Consider the following 17,947-nt stretch of genomic DNA (forward strand, 5'->3'; position numbering starts at 1 on the left):
TGCGATCGCTTCTTTCCTGAACCATGTTCAGGAGAGTTCAGCGTGAATGTATCAGGCTCAACAAAGTACCTCAAGTCATCTAGGGAAGACTGCTCGACGAGTAGTCCTAGGATCCAGACTGGAGAGAGCGGCGGGCCAGCTTGGCATAGGTCTTCACCGTCTCGTAGGGCATCTCCAAATCAGCGGCGATCTGTTGTAAGCTCTCTCCACCTTCGCGGCGGGCCAGGATCGTCGCCCACAGTTGGGCAGTTTTTTCGGCGCGGGATCCCCCTTGTCGTTGCCGCTGGCTGAGAAAGAGGGCGCTCAGCTCCTCGATGCGCCGGGCCAGTTGCTCTTCCCGGCAAAGGACGGGGGTGGCGGGCAGCTCTTCGGCCAGCCAACCGAGGCGGGTTTGCCCCAGCCCAAAGGGGGTTTTGTGGCCGGTGCCGCAGTAGGGGGCGAAGTGGATCAGGGCCTGGAGCTGCTGCTGCAACAGTTCAGACGCGCGGGTGGAGACCGCCAACTGTACACAGCCAACGAAGCCCGTCACGGATCCCTGGCGGCCGGCGGTGGTTTTGACCGATTCCAGCCGGTGCCGCTGGATGACCACTTCCCCATCCACCCAATCCAGAAAAGGTTCTACCTCGATGGGCAGGCCGGAAAAATCGTTCCAACGGCGCAAATAGCTGTGGAACAGGTTGCGAGGCACCGGCAGCGGCAAATGGTGGCCGCGGTGGCGAAAGCTGGTGGGCGAGATGAAAGAGAGGCTCCAGGAGCGACGGACAAGGGGCTGCTCCAGCAGTTGACGATAGGTGCGCGGGGGGGCTGAGACCTTCCATCCCAGAATCTGCAGCGGGGATCCGCGCAACTCCAGCCAGGGGGGCAGCCGTCGGCACCATTCCCGCAGCCACTCCACCACTTGGGGGTTGAGGGCGGTGATCGACCAGCGGAAGGGGATCTGGGGCGGGATCAGCAGTCGCCCCCCCTGCTCGCGGAAGGGCCCCATCAGCCGGGAGAGGGTAAAGGGTTTTTCCGATTCTCCGTCGTGCAAATAGGCAGATAGCTGCGGATCCATCTGCTGCACCTCGCCCAAAAACCAGGCGTGCAGCCCCTTAGCATAGTGGGGATCCAACAGGTAGGGCTGAGGGGCCTGCACTTCCAGGGCGATCCCCACCAGCTCGGATCCCGCCGGCCACTTGCTGTTTTCTGCTCCGGCGACGGGTGGCTCTGAAAAACTCAACTTGGTCAGCATAGGCCCATCCCATTTCTGCTCATCCCCAGTCAATAGCAGCCCCTATCCAAAATCAACCTAGAGCCACTTTTCCTTTGAGAGGATTTGAGAAGGGATCCCTTCCAATTTGCTTTACCTTTAAATCGCTGGCTGGGCCAACCGAAAAAAGTCTTGAATCTGTTGGCAATGAATCCAAATCGGCCTATACTGTCTCCCAGTCTGGAACTGCAAAATGCAACCATCAGTCACTGCCATGGCCTCTCTCTGTCGGCTGCGATTCTCTGCCCGCGTGGCTGCTATTGCCGACGCCGTCTTTTTGAAGCGCCTTTGGTTTTGATGAAGGATTTGTGAAGTTCAAGGATCGCTCCAGTCAAAAGTCAGGGCCGGATTTGCCCGCCAGCACAGCAGCTGCGTTCTATATCTTTTTTGCCAGGTGTTGCCCATGACCGCTACCTCCTCTGCCTCCCCCGTGCCCATCGCCTTGGCCTGGTGCCTGGCCTGGGGAGAAGGGCGGGATCCCCAATTTCCCTTGCCGATTCTGCAGCAGATGTGCGCAGCCATCCGCACCGACGACGCAGCCGGGATCCCGGAGGCGCTGCAGCCCCTCTGGGCGCAGGTGCGCCAATTTCAGGAGAGCGTGGCGGCCACAACCTTTCCCAAAACCTTGGCAGAGTTGCAATCGCGCTATCCGGAGCTGTGGCGGCAGACCAGCCGCATCGGCTTGGTTTACGGGGGGGCTACCAAGATCAAGGGCTACGTCTTCGAGTCCGCCAAACTGCCGGAAATTCGCGGCGCCTCGGCCCTGTTGGATCGCATTAACCTGGTGGATCTGCCCGCCTTTTTTGGGGATCCCGAGCAAACCTACTTGGGGTGGAAAGCCTTGGGGAAGGAGTCTCAAGCAGAGCTGGAGGCCTACGTGAACCGGCGGGTTCGGCCCTGGCTGCAGCAGCACTACCCGGCTTTGGCGCAGGCTCTCATTCCGGAGCTCCTCATCTACTCCACCGGCGGCAACCTCTTGGCCTTCTGTCCGGCGGCCTATGTGGACGACCTCTGCGAGGCCATCGAGCGCCGCTACACCGAAGAAACCCTCACCGCCAACGCCTGTGCCGTGGGATCCGCCTTTCGGCTGCTGGAGCTGCGCTACGGCCTGCTGCGGGATCCCATCGAGCGCACCCCCTGGCTGGACTGGCTGGCCCAACACCAGGCCCACCCTCTGGTGAGGGCCTACTTTGGAGATTGCAGCGAAGCCAGCTTCCAGGCCCGCAAAAGTTTCAACGAGCTGGTGGGCCACCTGGCTGCCCGCTTCCAGCACCGCCGCAACGGCAATCCGGATCCCGGTCGTCCCAGCCGCGCCCATCCCGCCTGTTTTGAAACCCACCCCTACCTGCGCCGCGACAGCACCGACCGCCGCCCGGCCCTGGCCAAAGCCGACCTGCCAGGTCAGCCCTGGCTATCGGAGGCCACAGCCCGCAAAGCGCTGGTGGGCCGCCAGGCCAAGCGCCTGGAGACAGGCCAGCAGGGGTGGTTCCGCAAATTCCCCGCCTGGGATCCCGGCTTTGTGGAAAGCTGGGTAACGCGATTTGCCCGCTTCCTCGACTCTCCCGCCGGCGAGCCCTACCGGGAGCGCTATTTGCAGCCCTGCGCGGGATCCGGCCAGGGGATCGGCGAGGCGCAATCGCTGCGGGAAGTGGCCAACGCCAGCCAGGGCTTTGTGGCCTACCTCTACGCCGACGGCAACAACATGGGCGGCTACGTGCAGCAGATCCAAACCCCAGAGGCCTACCGGCAATTTAGCCGCGACGTTTCCGAGGCCACGGAACAAGCCGTTTACCGCGCCCTTGCCCAGCACCTGCAGGCGCACCGGCTGCGGGGCCTGCCGCCGGATCCGGAAAGCGGCAGAGACCGCAACGGCGAGTGGATCCACCCCTTCGAGATCCTGACCATCGGCGGGGACGATGTGCTGATGGTGGTGCCAGCCCACAAGGCCCTGGACATTGCCGCCACCTTTTGTGAGCAGTTCGAGCAGATCCTGCTGGCCAAATCGGCCACCTACGCCGCCCGCTCCCTCGGCCAGGTGCCGCACCGCTACCCGGCCGACAGCCCAGACCAGCTCTGTCGGCTCTCCACCTCGGCAGGCGTGCTGTTTGCCTCGGAAGACACCCCCATCTACTATGCCGAAAGGCTGACCGAACAACTGTTGAAATCTGCCAAAAGCCGCGCCAAAAAGCTGAAGCCCCGCGATCAAGACTTTTCGGTGGCCACCATCGACTTTCTCTCTTTGAAATCGGTGACTTTGATCGCCTCCAGCATCCAGGATTTTCGCCAGCAGGCCCTGGAGAATCGCCAGAACGGCCACCTCCTCAAGCTCTACGCCGGCCCCTACACCGTCCCGGAGATCCGTGGGCTGCTGAGAACGGTGCAAGCTTTGCAGGCGGCGGATTTTCCCCGCTCCCAGCTCTACCAAATCCGCGGCTTTTTGGAAAAAGGCAAGCGCACCGCCACCCTCAACTACCTCTACTTCCGCACCCGGCTGGGCCAAAAAGGGCAGCCGCTGATCGAGGCCTTTGAACGCACCTGGTGCAAGGCCAAAACCAACGACGGCCACCTTCCCCCCTGGATGTACGTGGCGGCGGAGGGGGAACCCACCTACGAGACCATCTGGCGGGATCTGGTGGATCTGTACGCTTTTGTCCAAAAACAGCCCCAGGCCGAGGGCCGGCCCGTTCCTGTGGAGGTGAAGTGATGGTTCGGCTGGCAGAGCTGCCCCAAACGAGCACCTCTATCCCTTTGAAGGCCACCCTCGCCTCGGCTCTGGCGGTGGGATCCGGCGGCTCCAGCGGCTCCTTGGCGGACAAGCCCCTGCTCAAAGATGCCTTCGGCAGGCTGATCATTCCCGGCTCCCAACTGAAGGGGCGGCTGCGCCACGAATGCGAAAAACTGGCCCGCGGCCTGGGCTGGGCCATTTGCCGCTCTCCCGACCCAGAGCGCATGTGTCCGCAGCGGGAGGGCAACGAGGGCAACTTCGACCGCCCCGAGTACCAGGTCGAGGGCTATCGGGGATCCCACTGCTTGATCTGCCAGATCTTCGGCAATCCGGCCCTGCCTTCCCGCCTGTGGGTGGAGGATCTCGTCTGCGAGGTGCCGCCAGCAGCTCTGGAACCAACCCTTCGCCCTGGGGTCACCCTCAACCGCCGCCGCCGCACCGCCGAGGATCAGCGGCTCTACCTCATTGAGACCTCTCCCGCGGCTGAGCTGACTTTTTCCGGATCCCTGCAGCTTTTGCCCGATTGCCCTTCCTGGGGCAAAACTCTCCTGTTGGCGGCCCTGCACCACCTGATCGCGCTGGGGGGCAGCAAATCCGCAGGTTTGGGCTGGCTGCACTGGGATCCCCAGTCTCTAGCTGCCCTGCAGCCGAATGACGCAGATTGGGCCTTTTTGGCCGGAGGAGGGAGCTGATGGAGGCCATTGAACTCACGCTCACTGCCGAGTCTCCCCTGGCCATCGGTCGGCAAAAGCCGGGCGGCTCCATCAGCGAGGCCCAGGACTTCATTCCCGGCAGCGTGATCCGGGGGGCCTTGGCCGACCTCCTGCTCCGCCAAAGCCGGCACCGCCCCGGCGAGGCCCTGACAGGAGATCTGGCCGCCCTGTTCACGGAGGCCCGTGCGGCGGTGTTTACCCATGCTTATCCGGGATCCGGCAGCCGGGTTTTGCCGGCCACGGCCTTTAGCTCCAAAAACAACCCCGGCTTCCGCTCAGAGGCGGGCAAAACGGGGGTGTTCGACACACTGCTGGATCGCTTCTGCTCGCAGCGGCTGGGGATCCCCTTTGATCCGGCAGAGCCGGATGGCTCCGGGGGCAGGGTGGAGCCCTTCGGCGGCTTTTACAGCCAGGAGGAGGGATCCCGCTACCGAAGGGTGGCCGTGTCCAAGCGCCTGCTCACGCGGGTGGGGATCAACCGCCGCCGCGCCACCGCCGCCGACCAGATCCTCTACAGCCTGGAGGTGATCAACGAGGGCCGGGCCGGGCGAGATGGGAGCTTGCAGCCTTCCCTCTTCAGCGGCCACATCTATCTGCAGGATCGCGAGCTGGCGGCAGCCCTCGCCGGCTACCTCAACACCCACGCCCGCCGCTTGTCCTTGGGAGGGGGGGTGTCGCGGGGGCTGGGCCGGGTCAGCCTTGCCGCTCGACACCTGAGGGCCCCGAAGCCCTCCCTGGCTGAGCGGGTGGCAGCCTTTAACCAAAAGCTGCGGCAGCGCTGGCAACAATGGCAGGTGTTTGGGGATCCCTGGCAGCCCTTGCCGCCGGAGCGGCAGTACTTCTCCATCGGGCTGCAGTCGGGGGCCATCCTCAAGGAGCGCTGGCAACGCACCACGGTGCTCACGCCGCCGATGCTCCAGGAGGAGGCCAACTGCGAAGATGGATCCCTGGCTTTGGAGCTGGCCTTCAGCAGCTACGCCTATGTTTCCGGCTGGAACGCTGCCTGGGGTCTGTTCAAAGATGTAGAATTGGTAACCACGCAGGGCAGTGTCTTTCTGCTGAGCACCACGCAACTGGAGCGTTGGATCCCGATTTTGGCGGAGATGGAATACTGGGGGATTGGCGAACGCACTGCTGAAGGATTCGGCCAAATCGAAGTTTGCAGTCCGTTCCATCATCATTTCTGGGAGAACCCGCTATGACCTTCGCCACCAGCGAGATCACATCGGAACAAGAGCTCAAGATCCAACGGCAAATCCGGCTGGCCGAAGATGATCTGGTCGCCAGAATTCAAGCCGCCTTGGATAACTTCAGAGGTCTCAACAGATTGGAAGAGGCCCAATATCGCAACCTATTGCACGTGGCAGCTTCCACCGAAAGCTCAGAGGTGATCAAGAACTTTTTGCGCTACCAGGTGGGGCGCGATAACAAGTGGGGGCGGGGCAAAGACTCTTTGGCAGAAGCCATCATCAAAGACATCGACAACTGGATTCATCAAAGGGCTATAGCCATCGCCAGGGAAGCCGGAATTGAAAGAGCATCCCCCAAAGTCAACGAGATCAAAATTGACTTGATTCGGCGCTACCTGGGCTATGGGGCCCGCTACCTCAAGTACAAGCGAGAGGGAGGAGGATCCTAGACCGTGACCTACAGCAGTTTTACCCTTGAGAGAGCCATTTCGACCTTTCAGCTCAGGTCAAGAATCATCCATGGCCTGTTTGCAGAGGTTCCACCGACTGAGTGCTCCGATTACTTGAAAATAACCCTAGATCGCTATCTCGGCTTGGCCACCTCGGTCAACAGCGAAAAAGCCCGCTCCGAGTTTATCATCGCCCCTGTGCTGGGAGAGGTGAAGTACCTATGTCGGGATCAAATCTCGCTGTTTTCCGGCAAGGAATTCAACGTGGATCCCGAGAGGGGGTTGGTGGGCCTATGCGACTACATCATTTGCCTATCCCCTCTCCAACTCTACATTCAAGATCCGGTGGTGATTATCGTTGAGGCCAAAAAAGAAGACTTGATCGGGGGTCTGGGCCAGTGCGTTGCCGGTATGGTGGGGGCACAGGTCTTTAACAAGAACTCCAATTCTCAAGTAGACAGTGTCTATGGAGCAGTAACCTCAGGAACCAACTGGCGATTTGCAAAACTCGAGGGTGACCAACTCTTTATCGATGACAGGGAGTACTTTATCTCAGAAATTGCTCAGATCCTAGGGATCCTCTTGAGTTTTATTAAGGGCTCCGTCTCGCTTCGGGAATGGCAAACCTCTGCAGTACAAGCCTTAACTTGAGCAGCCATTTGAGGGAACAATGTTCGACGTTTTCAAAAACCGCTTGGAAATCACCGGCACCCTCACCACCGTGACCGCTCTGCACATCGGGGTGGGCCGCTCCACCGAACCCATCGGCTCGGATTTGCCGGTTCTCAAGGATGCGCTGGGCCGTCCGCTCATTCCCGGCTCCAGTTTGAAGGGGGCAATGCGCTCTCGCCTGGAAAGTTTCTTGCGGGGCATCAACCCAGAGCTGGCCAGGGATCCCGGCGAATTGACCAGCAGCGAGCAATTTCAGATCATCAACCAAATTAAAAATGACTACAAAGGGGACGATGCGGCTCTGACTCAAAAGCTCATTGAGGCCACCGACTGGGTCTCGCAGGTGTTTGGATCCCCTTGGCTGGCGGGCAAGGTGCAGATTCGCGATTTGCCCGTGGTGCCGGAAGCCTGGTTTGGCCAATACCAAGAGCGGGATGGTGTGGCCATCGATCGGGATACGGAGACGGCGGCAGAGGGCAAGCTCTACGACTTTCAAGTGGTGCCGGCCAACACCCCCTTTCAGTTCCACGCCGTTGTCGAAAATGCCGAAGCATGGGAGCTGGGCCTGCTGGCCATCGGCTTGCACCAATTGGAAACGGAGCAGATCCCCTTGGGAGGGGGGCGCTCCCGCGGCTTGGGGGTCGTCCGCCTGGAGATCGGGGCGGTCTATTGGTTTGACTCAGAAGGGGATCCGCGGCGGCTGCTGACCTATCTGCAAGAGCTGGTGGCCGGATCCCGGCAACCCCTTAGCCCGGAAGAGGCTGCCGCCTTGCGCCAAGACTGGGTGGAAGCCCTGGTTGCCAAACTAACCGCTGTCGCTCCCGTCGGCCCCCGCAGCTAGCGCAAGGGTTGGGCGAAAACCCTCTTGTTCCTCTTCAGTGAAGGATCCCAGGCCATGCACAAGCGCTACGTTAACCACTGCACCCTCTGCCTCACCCTCAAGCCAGATGGCCCTGTGCTCATCAAAGCTGGCAAACAAGGGGCAGATCCGACAAAGCCCGACATGGAGTTTGTGGAAACCTATCGCGGCGGCGGGCGGACAGTCTATTTTCCCGGCAGCTCCCTCAAAGGGGCCATTCGCGCCCACGCGGAGCGCATCGTCCGAACGGTGGGCAGCGACAGACGTCCTGAGGGGGGAGGCTTCAAACTCTGGGCCAGCGATCCCCTCGACCAAAAGGCCAATCAATGGCTGGAAAAAATTGCAGAGCCCCACCAGGTTTACGCCCTTTCTTCCTTTACGGATCAGATGTTCGGCAACACAGCCATCGCCAGCCGGGTCCGCATCGAAGATGCCTATCCCAAGCCGGGAACCCCTCTGCGCCTGGAGGAACGTAATGGGGTGGCCATCGACCGCGTCTTCGGCTCAGTGGCGGTGGGGCTGGGGCCGTTCAGCTATCAAGTGTGCGTAGAGGGATCCTTTCAAACCAAGATCCACCTGAAAAACTTTACCCTGGCCCAACTGGGTCTGCTGGGACTGGCGTTGCGGGATCTGGATGAAGGCTGGTTTGGCATCGGCTTTGCCAAGTCCCGCGGCATGGGCACCGTTCGGGTTGAGTACGAGTGGGCGGTGGTGGACTATCCGGGCTGCCTGGTGGATGAGGCAAACAAGCAGATTCGACTACTGGGATCCCCCCTGACCTGGCCACAGGGATCCCTGTTGGGGGCGGGCGAATTTTTAACCCCCGAAGAGGCGGGCAAATACGGCTTTCCCCAACCCGATAGCCAAGCGGTGCCGGTGGGAGCAGAGCCGATGCCTTTGGGATTTGGGGCGCGGCTGACCTGGGAGCAGGGATCCGAGGCCAAGGTGGAGCACCTGCTCGCTGCCGCCGTCAACAGTTGGGCCAAACTTCTGCAAGCGGAGGCCAAAGCCGTATGAAACCAGCCTACGTCGCCTCGCTCAGGATTCGAGACGGGGGGGAGCCCTCGCTTTCCCAAGTGCTCTCGGCCTGTTTTTCCACTTCTGAAAAAACCTACTCCTTTCTGCGCTGGCCCCATCGAGTCAGCGGCATTCAGGTGGGGATCCCGGCGGATCCCGTCTGTCCAGAGGGGCAAGTTTTCTCCCAACAAGGGGAACTGCGCTGGAAAAGCACCCCCCACGGCTGGGATCTGCTGTATCTGGGGATCCAAGCTCCCCCGGACTCCTTTATCCCTCTGCCGGGAGAGTGGCGGTGGGAGGATCACGCAGCCGACCTGTACGGATCCCAAAGTCAAGAAACCCGCTTCCCCAAGCTCCTCAGCCATCCCAAAGATCTCAGGGTAGGCCAGCGCTACTTCCGAGATGAGCGAACTGCCCGTGTTCACTTTATTGCCCTGATCCCGAGGTGACCATGACCCCCCAAGGCCCTCGCCCACTGCCCAACCAGGCTGCCTCTGCAAGATCCTCTGCCGGCGACAGCAGTCGAGGTGGAGGTAACCCAACCGTGTCTCCCAAACCCTACGAGCTGATCCCGTTTCCCACCCAGCCCCCCAAGCTGGAGCGGCCCGCCGGCCACGCCAAGTTCCATCCCGACAAGTTGCACGGCACCCTCTTTCTCACCCTGACGGTGCAGACCGCCCTCCACATCTCCACCGGCCACCTGGCCTTGGGCAGCGACGTCGGCGTCAACGGGATCCCGGTGCTCAAAACCATGACCACCACCCCCGACGGGCGGCTCAAGATCCAGGGCAGCTCCCTCAAGGGGGCCATCCGGGCCATGTACGAGGCGATCACCAACAGCACCCTTGCAGTGATCACCAGCCGCTACAAAGATCGGATCCCACCAGAGCGGCAGCCCTGCCGCCAGAAGGAGCGGCTATGTCCTGCCAGCCGCGTTTTTGGCGCCCTCAACTGGCAGGGACTGGTGGAGTTCAGGGATGCCGTTGCCACCGGCATCGGCTCCGGCGGCGGATCCCTGCCCCCGCTGTACCGTCCCCGACCCGACCAGCGCAGAGCCTACTTTGAAAACGGCAAGGCGGTTGGGCGCAAGTTTTATTACACGCACCGCAGGGCTTTGCAGGGCCATCAAAAGGGGACACCCACCCAGCAGGCGGCGCAAAATACGGTTTTCAAAACCCAGATCCACTTCAAAAACCTCACCCCTGCCGAGCTGGGCACCTTGTTCACGGTTTTGGGTCAGGATCCCGCGCATCCGCTGCTGCTGAAGGTGGGGGGCGGCAAGCCTGTAGGACTGGGATCCCTGCAGGTCACCCTGGACAAGATCGAGCAGCCCCGCAACCTGAAAGAGCGCTATAGCCGCTACGATCCCCCACAAGCCGATACCCTAGAAGGAGAAGCCCTCAAAGCCTTTGTGCAAAAGCAGATCCAAGCTGCCCAGGGCTACATCCTGCCCGATCAGCTTCGGCAGTTGGCCGCCATCCTGAGCCCCACCCATCTGCGCGAACCGCCCACCACCGCCTACTGAGGGTGCTCCGATGCTGTCAGACCCCGTCGATCTCAGCCCCCAATCTTGGGATCTCGCCCACGGCATCGCCATGACTTTGGCGAAGGAAGAGGTGGATGTCAACGAATTGAGCAAGTGCTTCGCCTACCTCCGCTCGGTGGTCCATCTCCCCGACGCGGGATCCCGTTTCTTCCGATTCACCGGCGAGCTGGTGCGAGAAACTGGCCTCCACCGCAGCAACGAAACCCCACGCTACTACCGGCTCATCGACCAAACCTGTAAAAAGTACTTGCAATCTCTGCAGGATAGGCCGGCTGAGATGCTGCAGATCCTGGGCTGGGCCGCCCGCCTGGCCCGCTACTACAAAGATGGGGGAGTGCCGATCGGCGAGATCCCGTCCCCTCCCGATCCCAATGGCGGTCGTCCGACCCATTCCCGCGGCGGCGAGGCCAAGCCCCAGCCAGAGGCACTGCGGCCCAAAGAGTAACCTGAACAAAAGCAGGCTCAGCCCCAAGTTGAAAATGCAGCAGCTTCTACCAAGGCCCGCTTCAAAATTGGGCAACACCTCAAGGCCAGCATCACGAATATCAAGGGCAACGAAGTTACCTTCCAAATCGTGAATACGAATATCAAGCTCACCCAAAAAGAGCCGAAACGGGCCGGATCCCTGACGGTGGGGCAAGAAGTGGAGGTAGAGGTACTCGACTTAAGGGAAGATGGCAGAGTTCGCAGAGTAAGGCTGCTCTGATTGCGAGAGGGGATGGAGCCCTTAAAAACTGCGAGAAAGTTAGGGGATAACTCATGCAGACCATCATCATGACGGTGGGCACCTCTTTGCTCACCAACCCGGACAAAAACCTGCAACCACAACGCCCTTGGGTCGGCCAAAAAACCATCGGGGATCCGGAACGGGCCTTGGCCTGGATGAAAAAGACAGATTTGGAACTAATCAGCGCCGAAACCAATACCTACTACCGGCTGGATCCCACTCCCCAGGATGCCTTGATTTTGCTTTACTCCGAAACCTCTGAAGGACTGGAGTGTGCCCAGATTTTGCAGCTCTTTTTTGAAGAAGCGCTGGGCCAACAACAGGTTTCGCTGGTGCCCCTCCCCGGCGTTAACTACGAGCTAGAGGGATCCTCCCTGGAGCGGATGGCCGAGCTGTTGCGCCAGTTGGCGGAAAGCGCTAAAGGGATCGTCACCTTCGCCGCCACCGGGGGCTTCAAAGCCCAGGCCATGATCATGGCCGTGGTGGGCAGTCAATTGGGGATCCCGGTCTGCTACATCCACGAGCAATATAAATCTCTGGTGTATTTACCTTACTTACAGCCGCAAGTCCAGCCGCGGATCCCGCGGGCGGCTCTCCCCGATTCCGGTCGAGATCGCTCCCAGGTCATCCAATTGCGGAGCGACAGCAGCCATCACCGTCCTCGCAGTTGGGTCAAGGTGGAAAAGCTCCTGCGCGACCTTCCCTGGGTAGATCTGGTTCGCTACGACTCAAACGCCTACGCTGCCCCCAAAAACGGCGTCAAAGCCGCCAACCGCAGAACCGAAGATGGTCGCCACATTTTGTGGGTTCATCTCCACGAGAGCCAGGACACCCATCTTGCGGTTCGGGTGGAGACCACCGGCTATACCCCCGACCACCTGGAGCAGGCTGCCGCCGAGTTGCGGGAGCGCCTTGGCCGTCTCCTTTAGCTTTTGCTCAACTGCTGGGCCACGAGTTGTACGATGGCCTGGGCCGCACCCGGACTGCCCCCTAGACGTTGCAATTCCCTCTGCATCTGCTGACGCCGCTCGGGATTAACCAACAGGGCTCGCATCTGTTCGGCCACCTGGGCTGGGCGCAAATGGCTTCGCAGCTCCGGCACCACCTCGTGTCCGGCCCAGATGTTTGGCCAAGCCAGGTGGCCCAACCACTGCAGGGCAATTCTGTTGATGAGGCGGGCTAGCCAGGTGCCCAGGCCAGGCAAGCGGGCCAACAGTCCAGGGATCCCGTCCCAGGCGCGCATAGCTTCTAGCTTGTTGGTGGGGATCGCCACCACCATCGGCACCCCTAAGTAGGCCAGCTCGGCGGTGTTGGCCCCAACTGTGGTTAGGCAGAGGTCGCAGTTGGCCAGCACCGAATAGGCAGGGAAACGGGTCCACAGCTGTACCGTGGTGCCAAAGGGGGTGACGAAGTGGGATCCAAGATTGGTTTGCTCCAGGGTGGCGGAGGTGCCGTAGATGATGGCCATATCGGGGTTAAGCCGGGGATGGGCATAGGCCGCCAGGGATTGTGGGGTCTGTCCAGGAGCCACCGGGATCACAAAGCCGACGTTGGGCAACAGCTGGCGCAATTCATCGGCCACCGCCAGCACCAGCGGCACCCCCAAGGAGAGCTTGGCCGGCTTGGAGCCGGGGAGCAGCCCCACCTGGTAGTGGGTGCGGATGCTATCGCCAAGACGTTGCCAGCCGCGCGGCAGCAAGGCTTCGTCGGCAGAGGTGGGTTCCACCTTTTCCGGTGCCGTTCGCAGCGATCCCAGCTCCTCGATGGGATCGGGGAGGGGCTGGAGGAGGGTGGAAAAGCCTGCCGTCGATTTGGGAGCAGCGCTAGGAGTCGGCGGGGGAAGGGAGCGGCTGCTGAGCCAGCCGGGAAGAGGTATCCCCGGCAAGTAGACAGCACTGGCCACGCCATCGGCCATCAGATCCCCGACCACGTGCATCTTGGCAGCCCAGCGGTGGCCCAGGAGGCGTCCCCCGTCGTAGCGACGTTTGATCTCCTCCGTCCGCACCGCAAAAACGTCTACCCAGGGTCGCCAGCGGGGCCGATGCTCGGCATACACCACCACGCGGTAGCCGAGACGACGGGCAATCCAGACAGCAAAAAACTGATCCCCCCCCAGAAACAGCACCACCCCCCGTTTGGCCCAGTCCCAAGCTTCTTCGGTTTGGCCAGTGAGCAAAAAAGCTAGAAAAAAATCGGGATCCTGAACCCGATCGACCTGGATAAATTCCTCTGCTATCTTCACCTCTTGCCCAGAGGCGTGCGGACAAGGAGAGAGCACCAGGGAAAGACGCGCCTGGGGCAGTTGCTGGCGCAACTCTAGGACAACTGGCCGCACCCAGGTGAGCAGCTCGCCGGGGCCGTTGGAGAGGATGAGGATGTCGTAGGGAGGCTGGCCGCCGTTCACTGAGAGCCTCAGGGGGCAGAAACTTTGCCGCTATTGTAGGGGATCTCAACAGCTCCCAGCCCTTGCCCAGGGTTCAACTCCAAGGAGGGCCACCGTTTTTGTCCAGCTGACTTTGCAACCACCCTTGGATATCCCGCAAACTTTCTGGGGAAACCTCGTGGCCCATTTCGTACTCCCGATAGGTCAAGCGCAGGGGCAGCAAGGCAAAGTAGTCGCGGATCTGGCGGCCGAAAGCCACAGGCAAAACGGTATCGGCGGTGCCGTGAACCACGAGGACACTCAGGTGTTGCATCCGGGCTGGCTCCACCGCCTCGGCTAGGATCTCCGGTGAAAGGCGACCGCTTATGGCCACTACGCCAGCCAGCTTCTCCGGCCGGGTTAGAGCCAGATATAGGCTCATGATCGCCCCCTGGCTAAACCCCAGCAAATAGACCCGGGCCGGATCCAGAGAAATGTCGGCCATCCCCTGGGGCAGAACCTGCTCCAGAAAGTGGCTGACAAGCTCCCGGCTGCGGCGGGCTTGCTCGGGATCCCCCACCAGCCCTTCCGGCGTCCAGGCCATTTCAAACCAGGCAAAGCCACCCGCTCCCCAGGGAAGCGGCGCCCTTAGGCTAATCACCGCCAAGCGGGGATCCAAGTAAGGGGCCAACTGGAGGAGATCCCCCTCATGACTGCCGATCCCGTGCAGCATCACCAACACCGGCGCCTTGCCGGGCCCGGCGTGGCGGGGGGGTTGAAAGCGGTAGGCAAGGGGCAGCGGGGAAGACACTGCAATCCTCAGAAATCGAGACCAATGCCGCCTAGACCCAATCCCGAGGCTGGCGCAGCACTTCGTAGAGCTTAGCTTCCCAGCTATCGGGCGGTGGCTCGTAGCCGTATTCCCAGCGCACCAAGGGCGGCAGCGACATCAGGATCGACTCGGTACGGCCTTGGGTCTGGAGACCAAAGACCGTGCCCCGGTCGTAGACTAGGTTGAACTCCACATAGCGGCCGCGCCGGTAGAGCTGGAACTGGCGTTCCCGCTCCCCCCATTCCATCCCCTGCCGCCGCTCTACAATCGGCACATAGGCGGGCAAGAACGCCTCGGCACAGGCTTGCACCAGCTCAAAGAGGTGTTCCCAACTGCGGGATCCCACCCGCACCTGGAGGGGCGGCGGCTCAGCGGCGAGCTGCTCGGGATCCGCTTCTGCCTCGCCCTCAGGACGGTAGAGCAGCCCAGGCCGGTCGTCTTGATAGTCAAAGAAAATGCCGCCCACGCCGCGGGCCTCGCCCCGATGGGGCAAGAAGAAGTAGCGGTCGCACCAGATCTTGAAAGCCGGGTAGTAGGCCGGATCCAGCCGGTCGCAGGCCGCCTTGGCAGTGCGGTGAAAATGGGCCGCATCCTCCTCAAACAGGTAGTAGGGGGTGAGATCCATGCCGCCGCCAAACCACCAAACCGGCCCCGCCTCAAAATAGCGGTAGTTGAGGTGAACCGTCGGCACGTAGGGGTTGCGGGGGTGCAACACCATCGAGGTGCCGGTGGCGTAGAAAGGATGCCCTGCTGCCTCTGGGCGCTGTTTGCAAATCGAAGGGGGCAGCTGGGATCCAAACACCTCGGAAAAATTGACCCCTCCTTGCTCGAACACCCCTCCCTGCTGGATAACCCGCGAGCGTCCACCCCCTCCTCCGGGACGCTCCCAACTGTCTTCCCGAAACTTGGCTTTGCCGTCCAGTGCTTCTAGGCGAGCGCAGATCTCGTCCTGGAGGTGCCGCATAAACTGGCTTACTCGTTGACGGGCATCTGTTGGCGGCGCTGTCGGGCTTGCGGTCAGCATCATCGTCTTTCCATCTCTTGAAACGGACAGAACAACCTCCCCCTGCTAAGGGCAGACCCAAGGCTCAAGCCCCGCAGGCGCGGAGAACCCTTTTTCGGCGATCTAGGCCACTCCTAGGATTTTAAGTGGGAACGACCTCCTGGGGGCGAAGCCGAGCCCACTTGTTCCGCTCCTCGCGAAAGCTCTGGCAGGCCACCACATCCCACTCCATCTCGGTGCCGCCGTTGCGGATGTTGACGTTGATCTGGGGTCCTTGCGGCTCAAAATCTGGCGTCAGGGTGAGGTGGGGCTGCTGGTGCTGCGCTTCCACAGCGTGATAGGTGGTGCAACGATCCACATAGTAGCAGTGAATACAAATGCACATGGCTGCTGCCTACCCGAAAGAGTCTGTGACCTCGACGATAGCATTCTCAGAGGCGGGGGATCCGGCTTGCTCAACCGACTCCTGAGGCATTTCTTAGGAAAGAGAGGCATCTCCCCTTCTCTCGTCTAAAATCTCAAGATACTCATCCACCCATGAGGCTAAGGTTTGGTTCCTAGTCAGGATCGAGTCAACCAGGCTATCCCGAGAAATTGCCATGAACACCCACACCCGCTACCGCTTTACCTGCACCCTCTCCTTTGGGGATATCTACGGCCAGATCATCGTTTGGCTAATCGTGATTTTTGCCGGCCTGGGTGCCGCCCTCTCTTTGATGAATAGCCCCCTCTACGCCTTTCTCACCATCGCGCTGATCTTGGTCATCTCCCTGCCTTTTCTGCTCTTTGCCTTCGTGACGACGCTGCTCAACCACATCGAGTTTGTGGCTGTTCCACCGGAAGAAGAGGAAGAGCGCGCTGCGGCAGCCGAGTCGCCGGTGACCGTCAGCTAGCAGCCATCTGAACCTGGCGGCCCCAGGGATCCCTGGGGGCGCGGGACAGGGGCACTTTCTCCTTAATACTTGTTTAAGCTTTGTCAAATTTTGTCTATAATCGGGGCTAGCAGCCCTGCTGGCTGGCCCCTTTGCCTTTGCGCTTCCTAGCTCAAGGAAACAGCCGGGGTTGGCTCAAGGAAGGGCTGCAGGAAAGCGTAGGAAAAGGTGTGTGCAAGGGTGATGAAGGCAATGGAAAATAGCTTGGCCCAGCTCGACTACCGAGTGTACCGGCTGGCGCGGCTGTTGAGCGAATACCTCAACTTGGGGAGTTAATTGCAGTTTCCGCCGGATCTTTGGAGGGTGAGCCGCTGGCTCCCCCTCAGTTTTCCGCCCGCTGAAGTGGATCTGGCGTCAGCGACCGGGATCCCGTAAGCTAGCTAACCTATCTCCCGTTGCATCCCCTATGCGGATCCCGTCCTGGTGGCCAAAGCTAAGTTTTCAGGTTTGGCTAATCTTTATCGGTCGGCTGCTCTCCCAAACCGGAACCGGCTTTACCCTGTTCTACGCCAGCCTCTTTTTCGTCAATCAGGTGGGGCTGACAGCTACCCAGGTGGGTTTGGGCCTGGGCTTGATGGCCTTTACTGGCGTATTTGGCCGCATCCTCGGAGGTTCGATGGCAGACGGAGCTTGGGGCCGCCGCTCCACCTTGATCCTCTCGCTGGCCATTTCCGCTCTGGGCTCCTTTGGCTTTGCCCTTTCCCATGGCTTCTGGAGCTTTGCCTTGGCCAACCTGGTGGCGGGGTTTGGGCAGGGCCTCTATTGGCCGCCGGCGGAAGCAATAGTAGCGGATCTAACCCCGCGCGAGCAGCGCAACGAAGCCTATGCCCTAAACCGCCTGGGGGATAACTTGGGCCTGAGCCTCGGCGTGGCCATGGCCAGCGCCCTGGTGGCTCTGACGAAGAACTACCGCCTCTTGTTTATTATCGACGGCCTCACGTACTTGATTTTTTTAGCCCTGCTCTGGCTTTGCATTCGGGAAACTCGGGTAGCTCCGTCGGCGGCAGAGTTCGCAGGCTGGAAAGCCGCCCTGAGGGATCGCCCCCTATTGGTGTTTGCCGCGGCCAACATTTTCTTCACCACCTACATTGCCCAACTCAGCAGCAGCTTGCCCCTTTACTTGCGCAAGGGGGCTGGGATGCCTGAGGTACAGATTGGCACGTTGTTTGCTCTGCACGGCGCCCTCGTTGCCCTGCTGCAGATGCCGGCAGCTCGTTGGCTCAATCGCTGGACGCGTGTCCGCGCCCTCCGGGGATCCGCACTGATGTGGGGGCTGGGATTTGGTTTGGTTTGGCTCAGCGGCCTGGCGGCCCAGTTGGGAGCGATGCCGGCTATAGGGATGGCGGCCTTGGCCTTGGCAGTGCTCTCGTTGGCCTTGGTGAGCTACAATCCCTCCGCTTCGGCGCTGGTGGCAGATTTGGCCCCGGATCATCTGCGGGGGGTGTATCTGTCGGTCAACTCCCTCTGTTGGGCAGCAGGCTTTGCCCTTGGGCCGCTAATTGGGGGAGTGGCTCTGGATCTGCCGCCAGCGTGGGCAGGCGGGCTGTGGTTGTTTTGGGTGGCCAGCGTTAGTCTTGTCTGGGGGATCCTTAACGTTTTGGATGGCCTTCTGCCCCTTCGCGCCAAGGAGGCTGCTCCCCTGGCCAGCAAGCTCTAGGAGGAGATGGGCAG

The 17,947-nt window shown here is 61.1% G+C and carries 19 protein-coding genes; 14 read left to right on the forward strand and 5 right to left on the reverse strand.

The window, feature by feature from the left end:
* Positions 1-106 precede the first annotated feature (106 nt).
* The gene (cas6, locus tag NW855_RS07365; protein ID WP_414508635.1) at positions 107-1,231 is read right to left on the reverse strand and encodes a CRISPR-associated endoribonuclease Cas6; all 1,125 of its coding nucleotides are present in this window, start codon (positions 1,229-1,231) and stop codon (positions 107-109) included.
* A 421-nt stretch (positions 1,232-1,652) separates the two neighbouring features.
* Between cas6 and cas10 the strand changes: the two genes are divergently transcribed.
* The 12 genes from cas10 (at position 1,653) to NW855_RS07425 (ending at position 12,076) form a co-directional block, all read left to right on the forward strand.
* On the forward strand, positions 1,653-3,953 hold the full coding sequence (gene cas10 / locus NW855_RS07370) for a type III-B CRISPR-associated protein Cas10/Cmr2 (RefSeq protein WP_240527715.1): 2,301 nt from the start codon (positions 1,653-1,655) through the stop codon (positions 3,951-3,953).
* Entirely contained in the window at positions 3,953-4,666 is a 714-nt protein-coding gene (locus NW855_RS07375) for an RAMP superfamily CRISPR-associated protein (RefSeq protein ID WP_414402618.1), read from the forward strand. Before cas10 ends, NW855_RS07375 begins: the two co-directional genes overlap by 1 nt.
* A complete protein-coding gene (csx10, locus tag NW855_RS07380) occupies positions 4,666-5,889 on the forward strand; it encodes a CRISPR-associated RAMP protein Csx10 (RefSeq protein WP_414402617.1) in 1,224 nt (407 codons plus the stop codon). Before NW855_RS07375 ends, csx10 begins: the two co-directional genes overlap by 1 nt.
* The gene (locus NW855_RS07385; RefSeq protein WP_414402616.1) at positions 5,886-6,326 is read left to right on the forward strand and encodes a hypothetical protein; all 441 of its coding nucleotides are present in this window, start codon (positions 5,886-5,888) and stop codon (positions 6,324-6,326) included. Before csx10 ends, NW855_RS07385 begins: the two co-directional genes overlap by 4 nt.
* A 114-nt stretch (positions 6,327-6,440) precedes the next feature.
* Positions 6,441-6,977: a hypothetical protein gene (locus tag NW855_RS07390; RefSeq protein WP_148202689.1), complete on the forward strand. Its 537-nt coding sequence runs from the start codon at positions 6,441-6,443 to the stop codon at positions 6,975-6,977.
* A 19-nt stretch (positions 6,978-6,996) separates the two neighbouring features.
* A complete protein-coding gene (csx7, locus tag NW855_RS07395; RefSeq protein WP_414508636.1) occupies positions 6,997-7,839 on the forward strand; it encodes a CRISPR-associated RAMP protein Csx7 in 843 nt (280 codons plus the stop codon).
* Between the two features lie 54 nt (positions 7,840-7,893).
* Positions 7,894-8,874, forward strand: a complete 981-nt coding sequence (locus NW855_RS07400; RefSeq protein ID WP_414508637.1) for an RAMP superfamily CRISPR-associated protein — start codon at positions 7,894-7,896, stop codon at positions 8,872-8,874.
* Positions 8,871-9,323 (forward strand): hypothetical protein, encoded by a 453-nt coding sequence (locus NW855_RS07405; RefSeq protein WP_414402614.1) that lies wholly within the window; start codon positions 8,871-8,873, stop codon positions 9,321-9,323. Before NW855_RS07400 ends, NW855_RS07405 begins: the two co-directional genes overlap by 4 nt.
* Positions 9,324-9,418: 95 nt before the next feature.
* On the forward strand, positions 9,419-10,399 hold the full coding sequence (locus NW855_RS07410) for an RAMP superfamily CRISPR-associated protein (protein ID WP_414402613.1): 981 nt from the start codon (positions 9,419-9,421) through the stop codon (positions 10,397-10,399).
* Positions 10,400-10,409: 10 nt separating this feature from the next.
* Positions 10,410-10,865 carry a hypothetical protein gene (locus NW855_RS07415; RefSeq protein ID WP_414402612.1) on the forward strand — a complete coding sequence of 152 codons (456 nt, stop codon included), beginning with the start codon at positions 10,410-10,412 and terminating at the stop codon, positions 10,863-10,865.
* Positions 10,866-10,994: 129 nt separating this feature from the next.
* Positions 10,995-11,126 carry a hypothetical protein gene (locus NW855_RS07420; protein ID WP_414402611.1) on the forward strand — a complete coding sequence of 44 codons (132 nt, stop codon included), beginning with the start codon at positions 10,995-10,997 and terminating at the stop codon, positions 11,124-11,126.
* A gap of 53 nt (positions 11,127-11,179) precedes the next feature.
* Positions 11,180-12,076, forward strand: a complete 897-nt coding sequence (locus NW855_RS07425) for a putative CRISPR-associated protein (protein ID WP_099812327.1) — start codon at positions 11,180-11,182, stop codon at positions 12,074-12,076.
* On the opposite strand, the gene NW855_RS07430 is transcribed toward NW855_RS07425, so the two are convergent.
* From NW855_RS07430 to NW855_RS07445, 4 genes are all read right to left on the reverse strand, one after another.
* A complete protein-coding gene (locus NW855_RS07430) occupies positions 12,073-13,551 on the reverse strand; it encodes a hypothetical protein (RefSeq protein ID WP_414508638.1) in 1,479 nt (492 codons plus the stop codon). The two genes, NW855_RS07425 and NW855_RS07430, sit on opposite strands and share 4 nt — an antisense overlap.
* A 73-nt stretch (positions 13,552-13,624) precedes the next feature.
* Positions 13,625-14,320 carry an alpha/beta hydrolase gene (locus NW855_RS07435; protein WP_414402609.1) on the reverse strand — a complete coding sequence of 232 codons (696 nt, stop codon included), beginning with the start codon at positions 14,318-14,320 and terminating at the stop codon, positions 13,625-13,627.
* A gap of 31 nt (positions 14,321-14,351) precedes the next feature.
* Positions 14,352-15,365 carry an oxygen-dependent coproporphyrinogen oxidase gene (hemF, locus tag NW855_RS07440; RefSeq protein ID WP_099813229.1) on the reverse strand — a complete coding sequence of 338 codons (1,014 nt, stop codon included), beginning with the start codon at positions 15,363-15,365 and terminating at the stop codon, positions 14,352-14,354.
* 121 nt (positions 15,366-15,486) lie between these two features.
* On the reverse strand, positions 15,487-15,729 hold the full coding sequence (locus NW855_RS07445; protein ID WP_011429756.1) for a Ycf34 family protein: 243 nt from the start codon (positions 15,727-15,729) through the stop codon (positions 15,487-15,489).
* Positions 15,730-15,943: 214 nt separating this feature from the next.
* On the opposite strand from NW855_RS07445, the gene NW855_RS07450 reads away from it, so the two are divergent.
* Both NW855_RS07450 and NW855_RS07455 read left to right on the forward strand, forming a co-directional pair.
* Entirely contained in the window at positions 15,944-16,237 is a 294-nt protein-coding gene (locus NW855_RS07450; protein ID WP_011429755.1) for a hypothetical protein, read from the forward strand.
* Between the two features lie 445 nt (positions 16,238-16,682).
* Complete coding sequence (locus tag NW855_RS07455; protein ID WP_414402608.1) at positions 16,683-17,933, forward strand: MDR family MFS transporter; 1,251 nt, start codon at positions 16,683-16,685, stop codon at positions 17,931-17,933.
* The last annotated feature ends 14 nt before the right edge of the window (positions 17,934-17,947 follow it).

It is taken from the genome of Synechococcus sp. RC10B2 (assembly GCF_047502635.1).

Excerpts from the sequence above, each read along its gene's own strand:
- cas6 (WP_414508635.1), bottom strand. The coding sequence starts at position 1,231 with ATGCTGACCAAGTTGAGTTTTTCAGAGCCACCCGTCGCCGGAGCAGAA.
- cas10 (WP_240527715.1), top strand. The coding sequence starts at position 1,653 with ATGACCGCTACCTCCTCTGCCTCCCCCGTGCCCATCGCCTTGGCCTGG.
- NW855_RS07375 (WP_414402618.1), top strand. The coding sequence starts at position 3,953 with ATGGTTCGGCTGGCAGAGCTGCCCCAAACGAGCACCTCTATCCCTTTG.
- csx10 (WP_414402617.1), top strand. The coding sequence starts at position 4,666 with ATGGAGGCCATTGAACTCACGCTCACTGCCGAGTCTCCCCTGGCCATC.
- NW855_RS07385 (WP_414402616.1), top strand. The coding sequence starts at position 5,886 with ATGACCTTCGCCACCAGCGAGATCACATCGGAACAAGAGCTCAAGATC.
- csx7 (WP_414508636.1), top strand. The coding sequence starts at position 6,997 with ATGTTCGACGTTTTCAAAAACCGCTTGGAAATCACCGGCACCCTCACC.
- NW855_RS07400 (WP_414508637.1), top strand. The coding sequence starts at position 7,894 with ATGCACAAGCGCTACGTTAACCACTGCACCCTCTGCCTCACCCTCAAG.
- NW855_RS07405 (WP_414402614.1), top strand. The coding sequence starts at position 8,871 with ATGAAACCAGCCTACGTCGCCTCGCTCAGGATTCGAGACGGGGGGGAG.
- NW855_RS07415 (WP_414402612.1), top strand. The coding sequence starts at position 10,410 with ATGCTGTCAGACCCCGTCGATCTCAGCCCCCAATCTTGGGATCTCGCC.
- NW855_RS07425 (WP_099812327.1), top strand. The coding sequence starts at position 11,180 with ATGCAGACCATCATCATGACGGTGGGCACCTCTTTGCTCACCAACCCG.
- hemF (WP_099813229.1), bottom strand. The coding sequence starts at position 15,365 with ATGCTGACCGCAAGCCCGACAGCGCCGCCAACAGATGCCCGTCAACGA.
- NW855_RS07445 (WP_011429756.1), bottom strand. The coding sequence starts at position 15,729 with ATGTGCATTTGTATTCACTGCTACTATGTGGATCGTTGCACCACCTAT.
- NW855_RS07450 (WP_011429755.1), top strand. The coding sequence starts at position 15,944 with ATGAACACCCACACCCGCTACCGCTTTACCTGCACCCTCTCCTTTGGG.
- NW855_RS07455 (WP_414402608.1), top strand. The coding sequence starts at position 16,683 with ATGCGGATCCCGTCCTGGTGGCCAAAGCTAAGTTTTCAGGTTTGGCTA.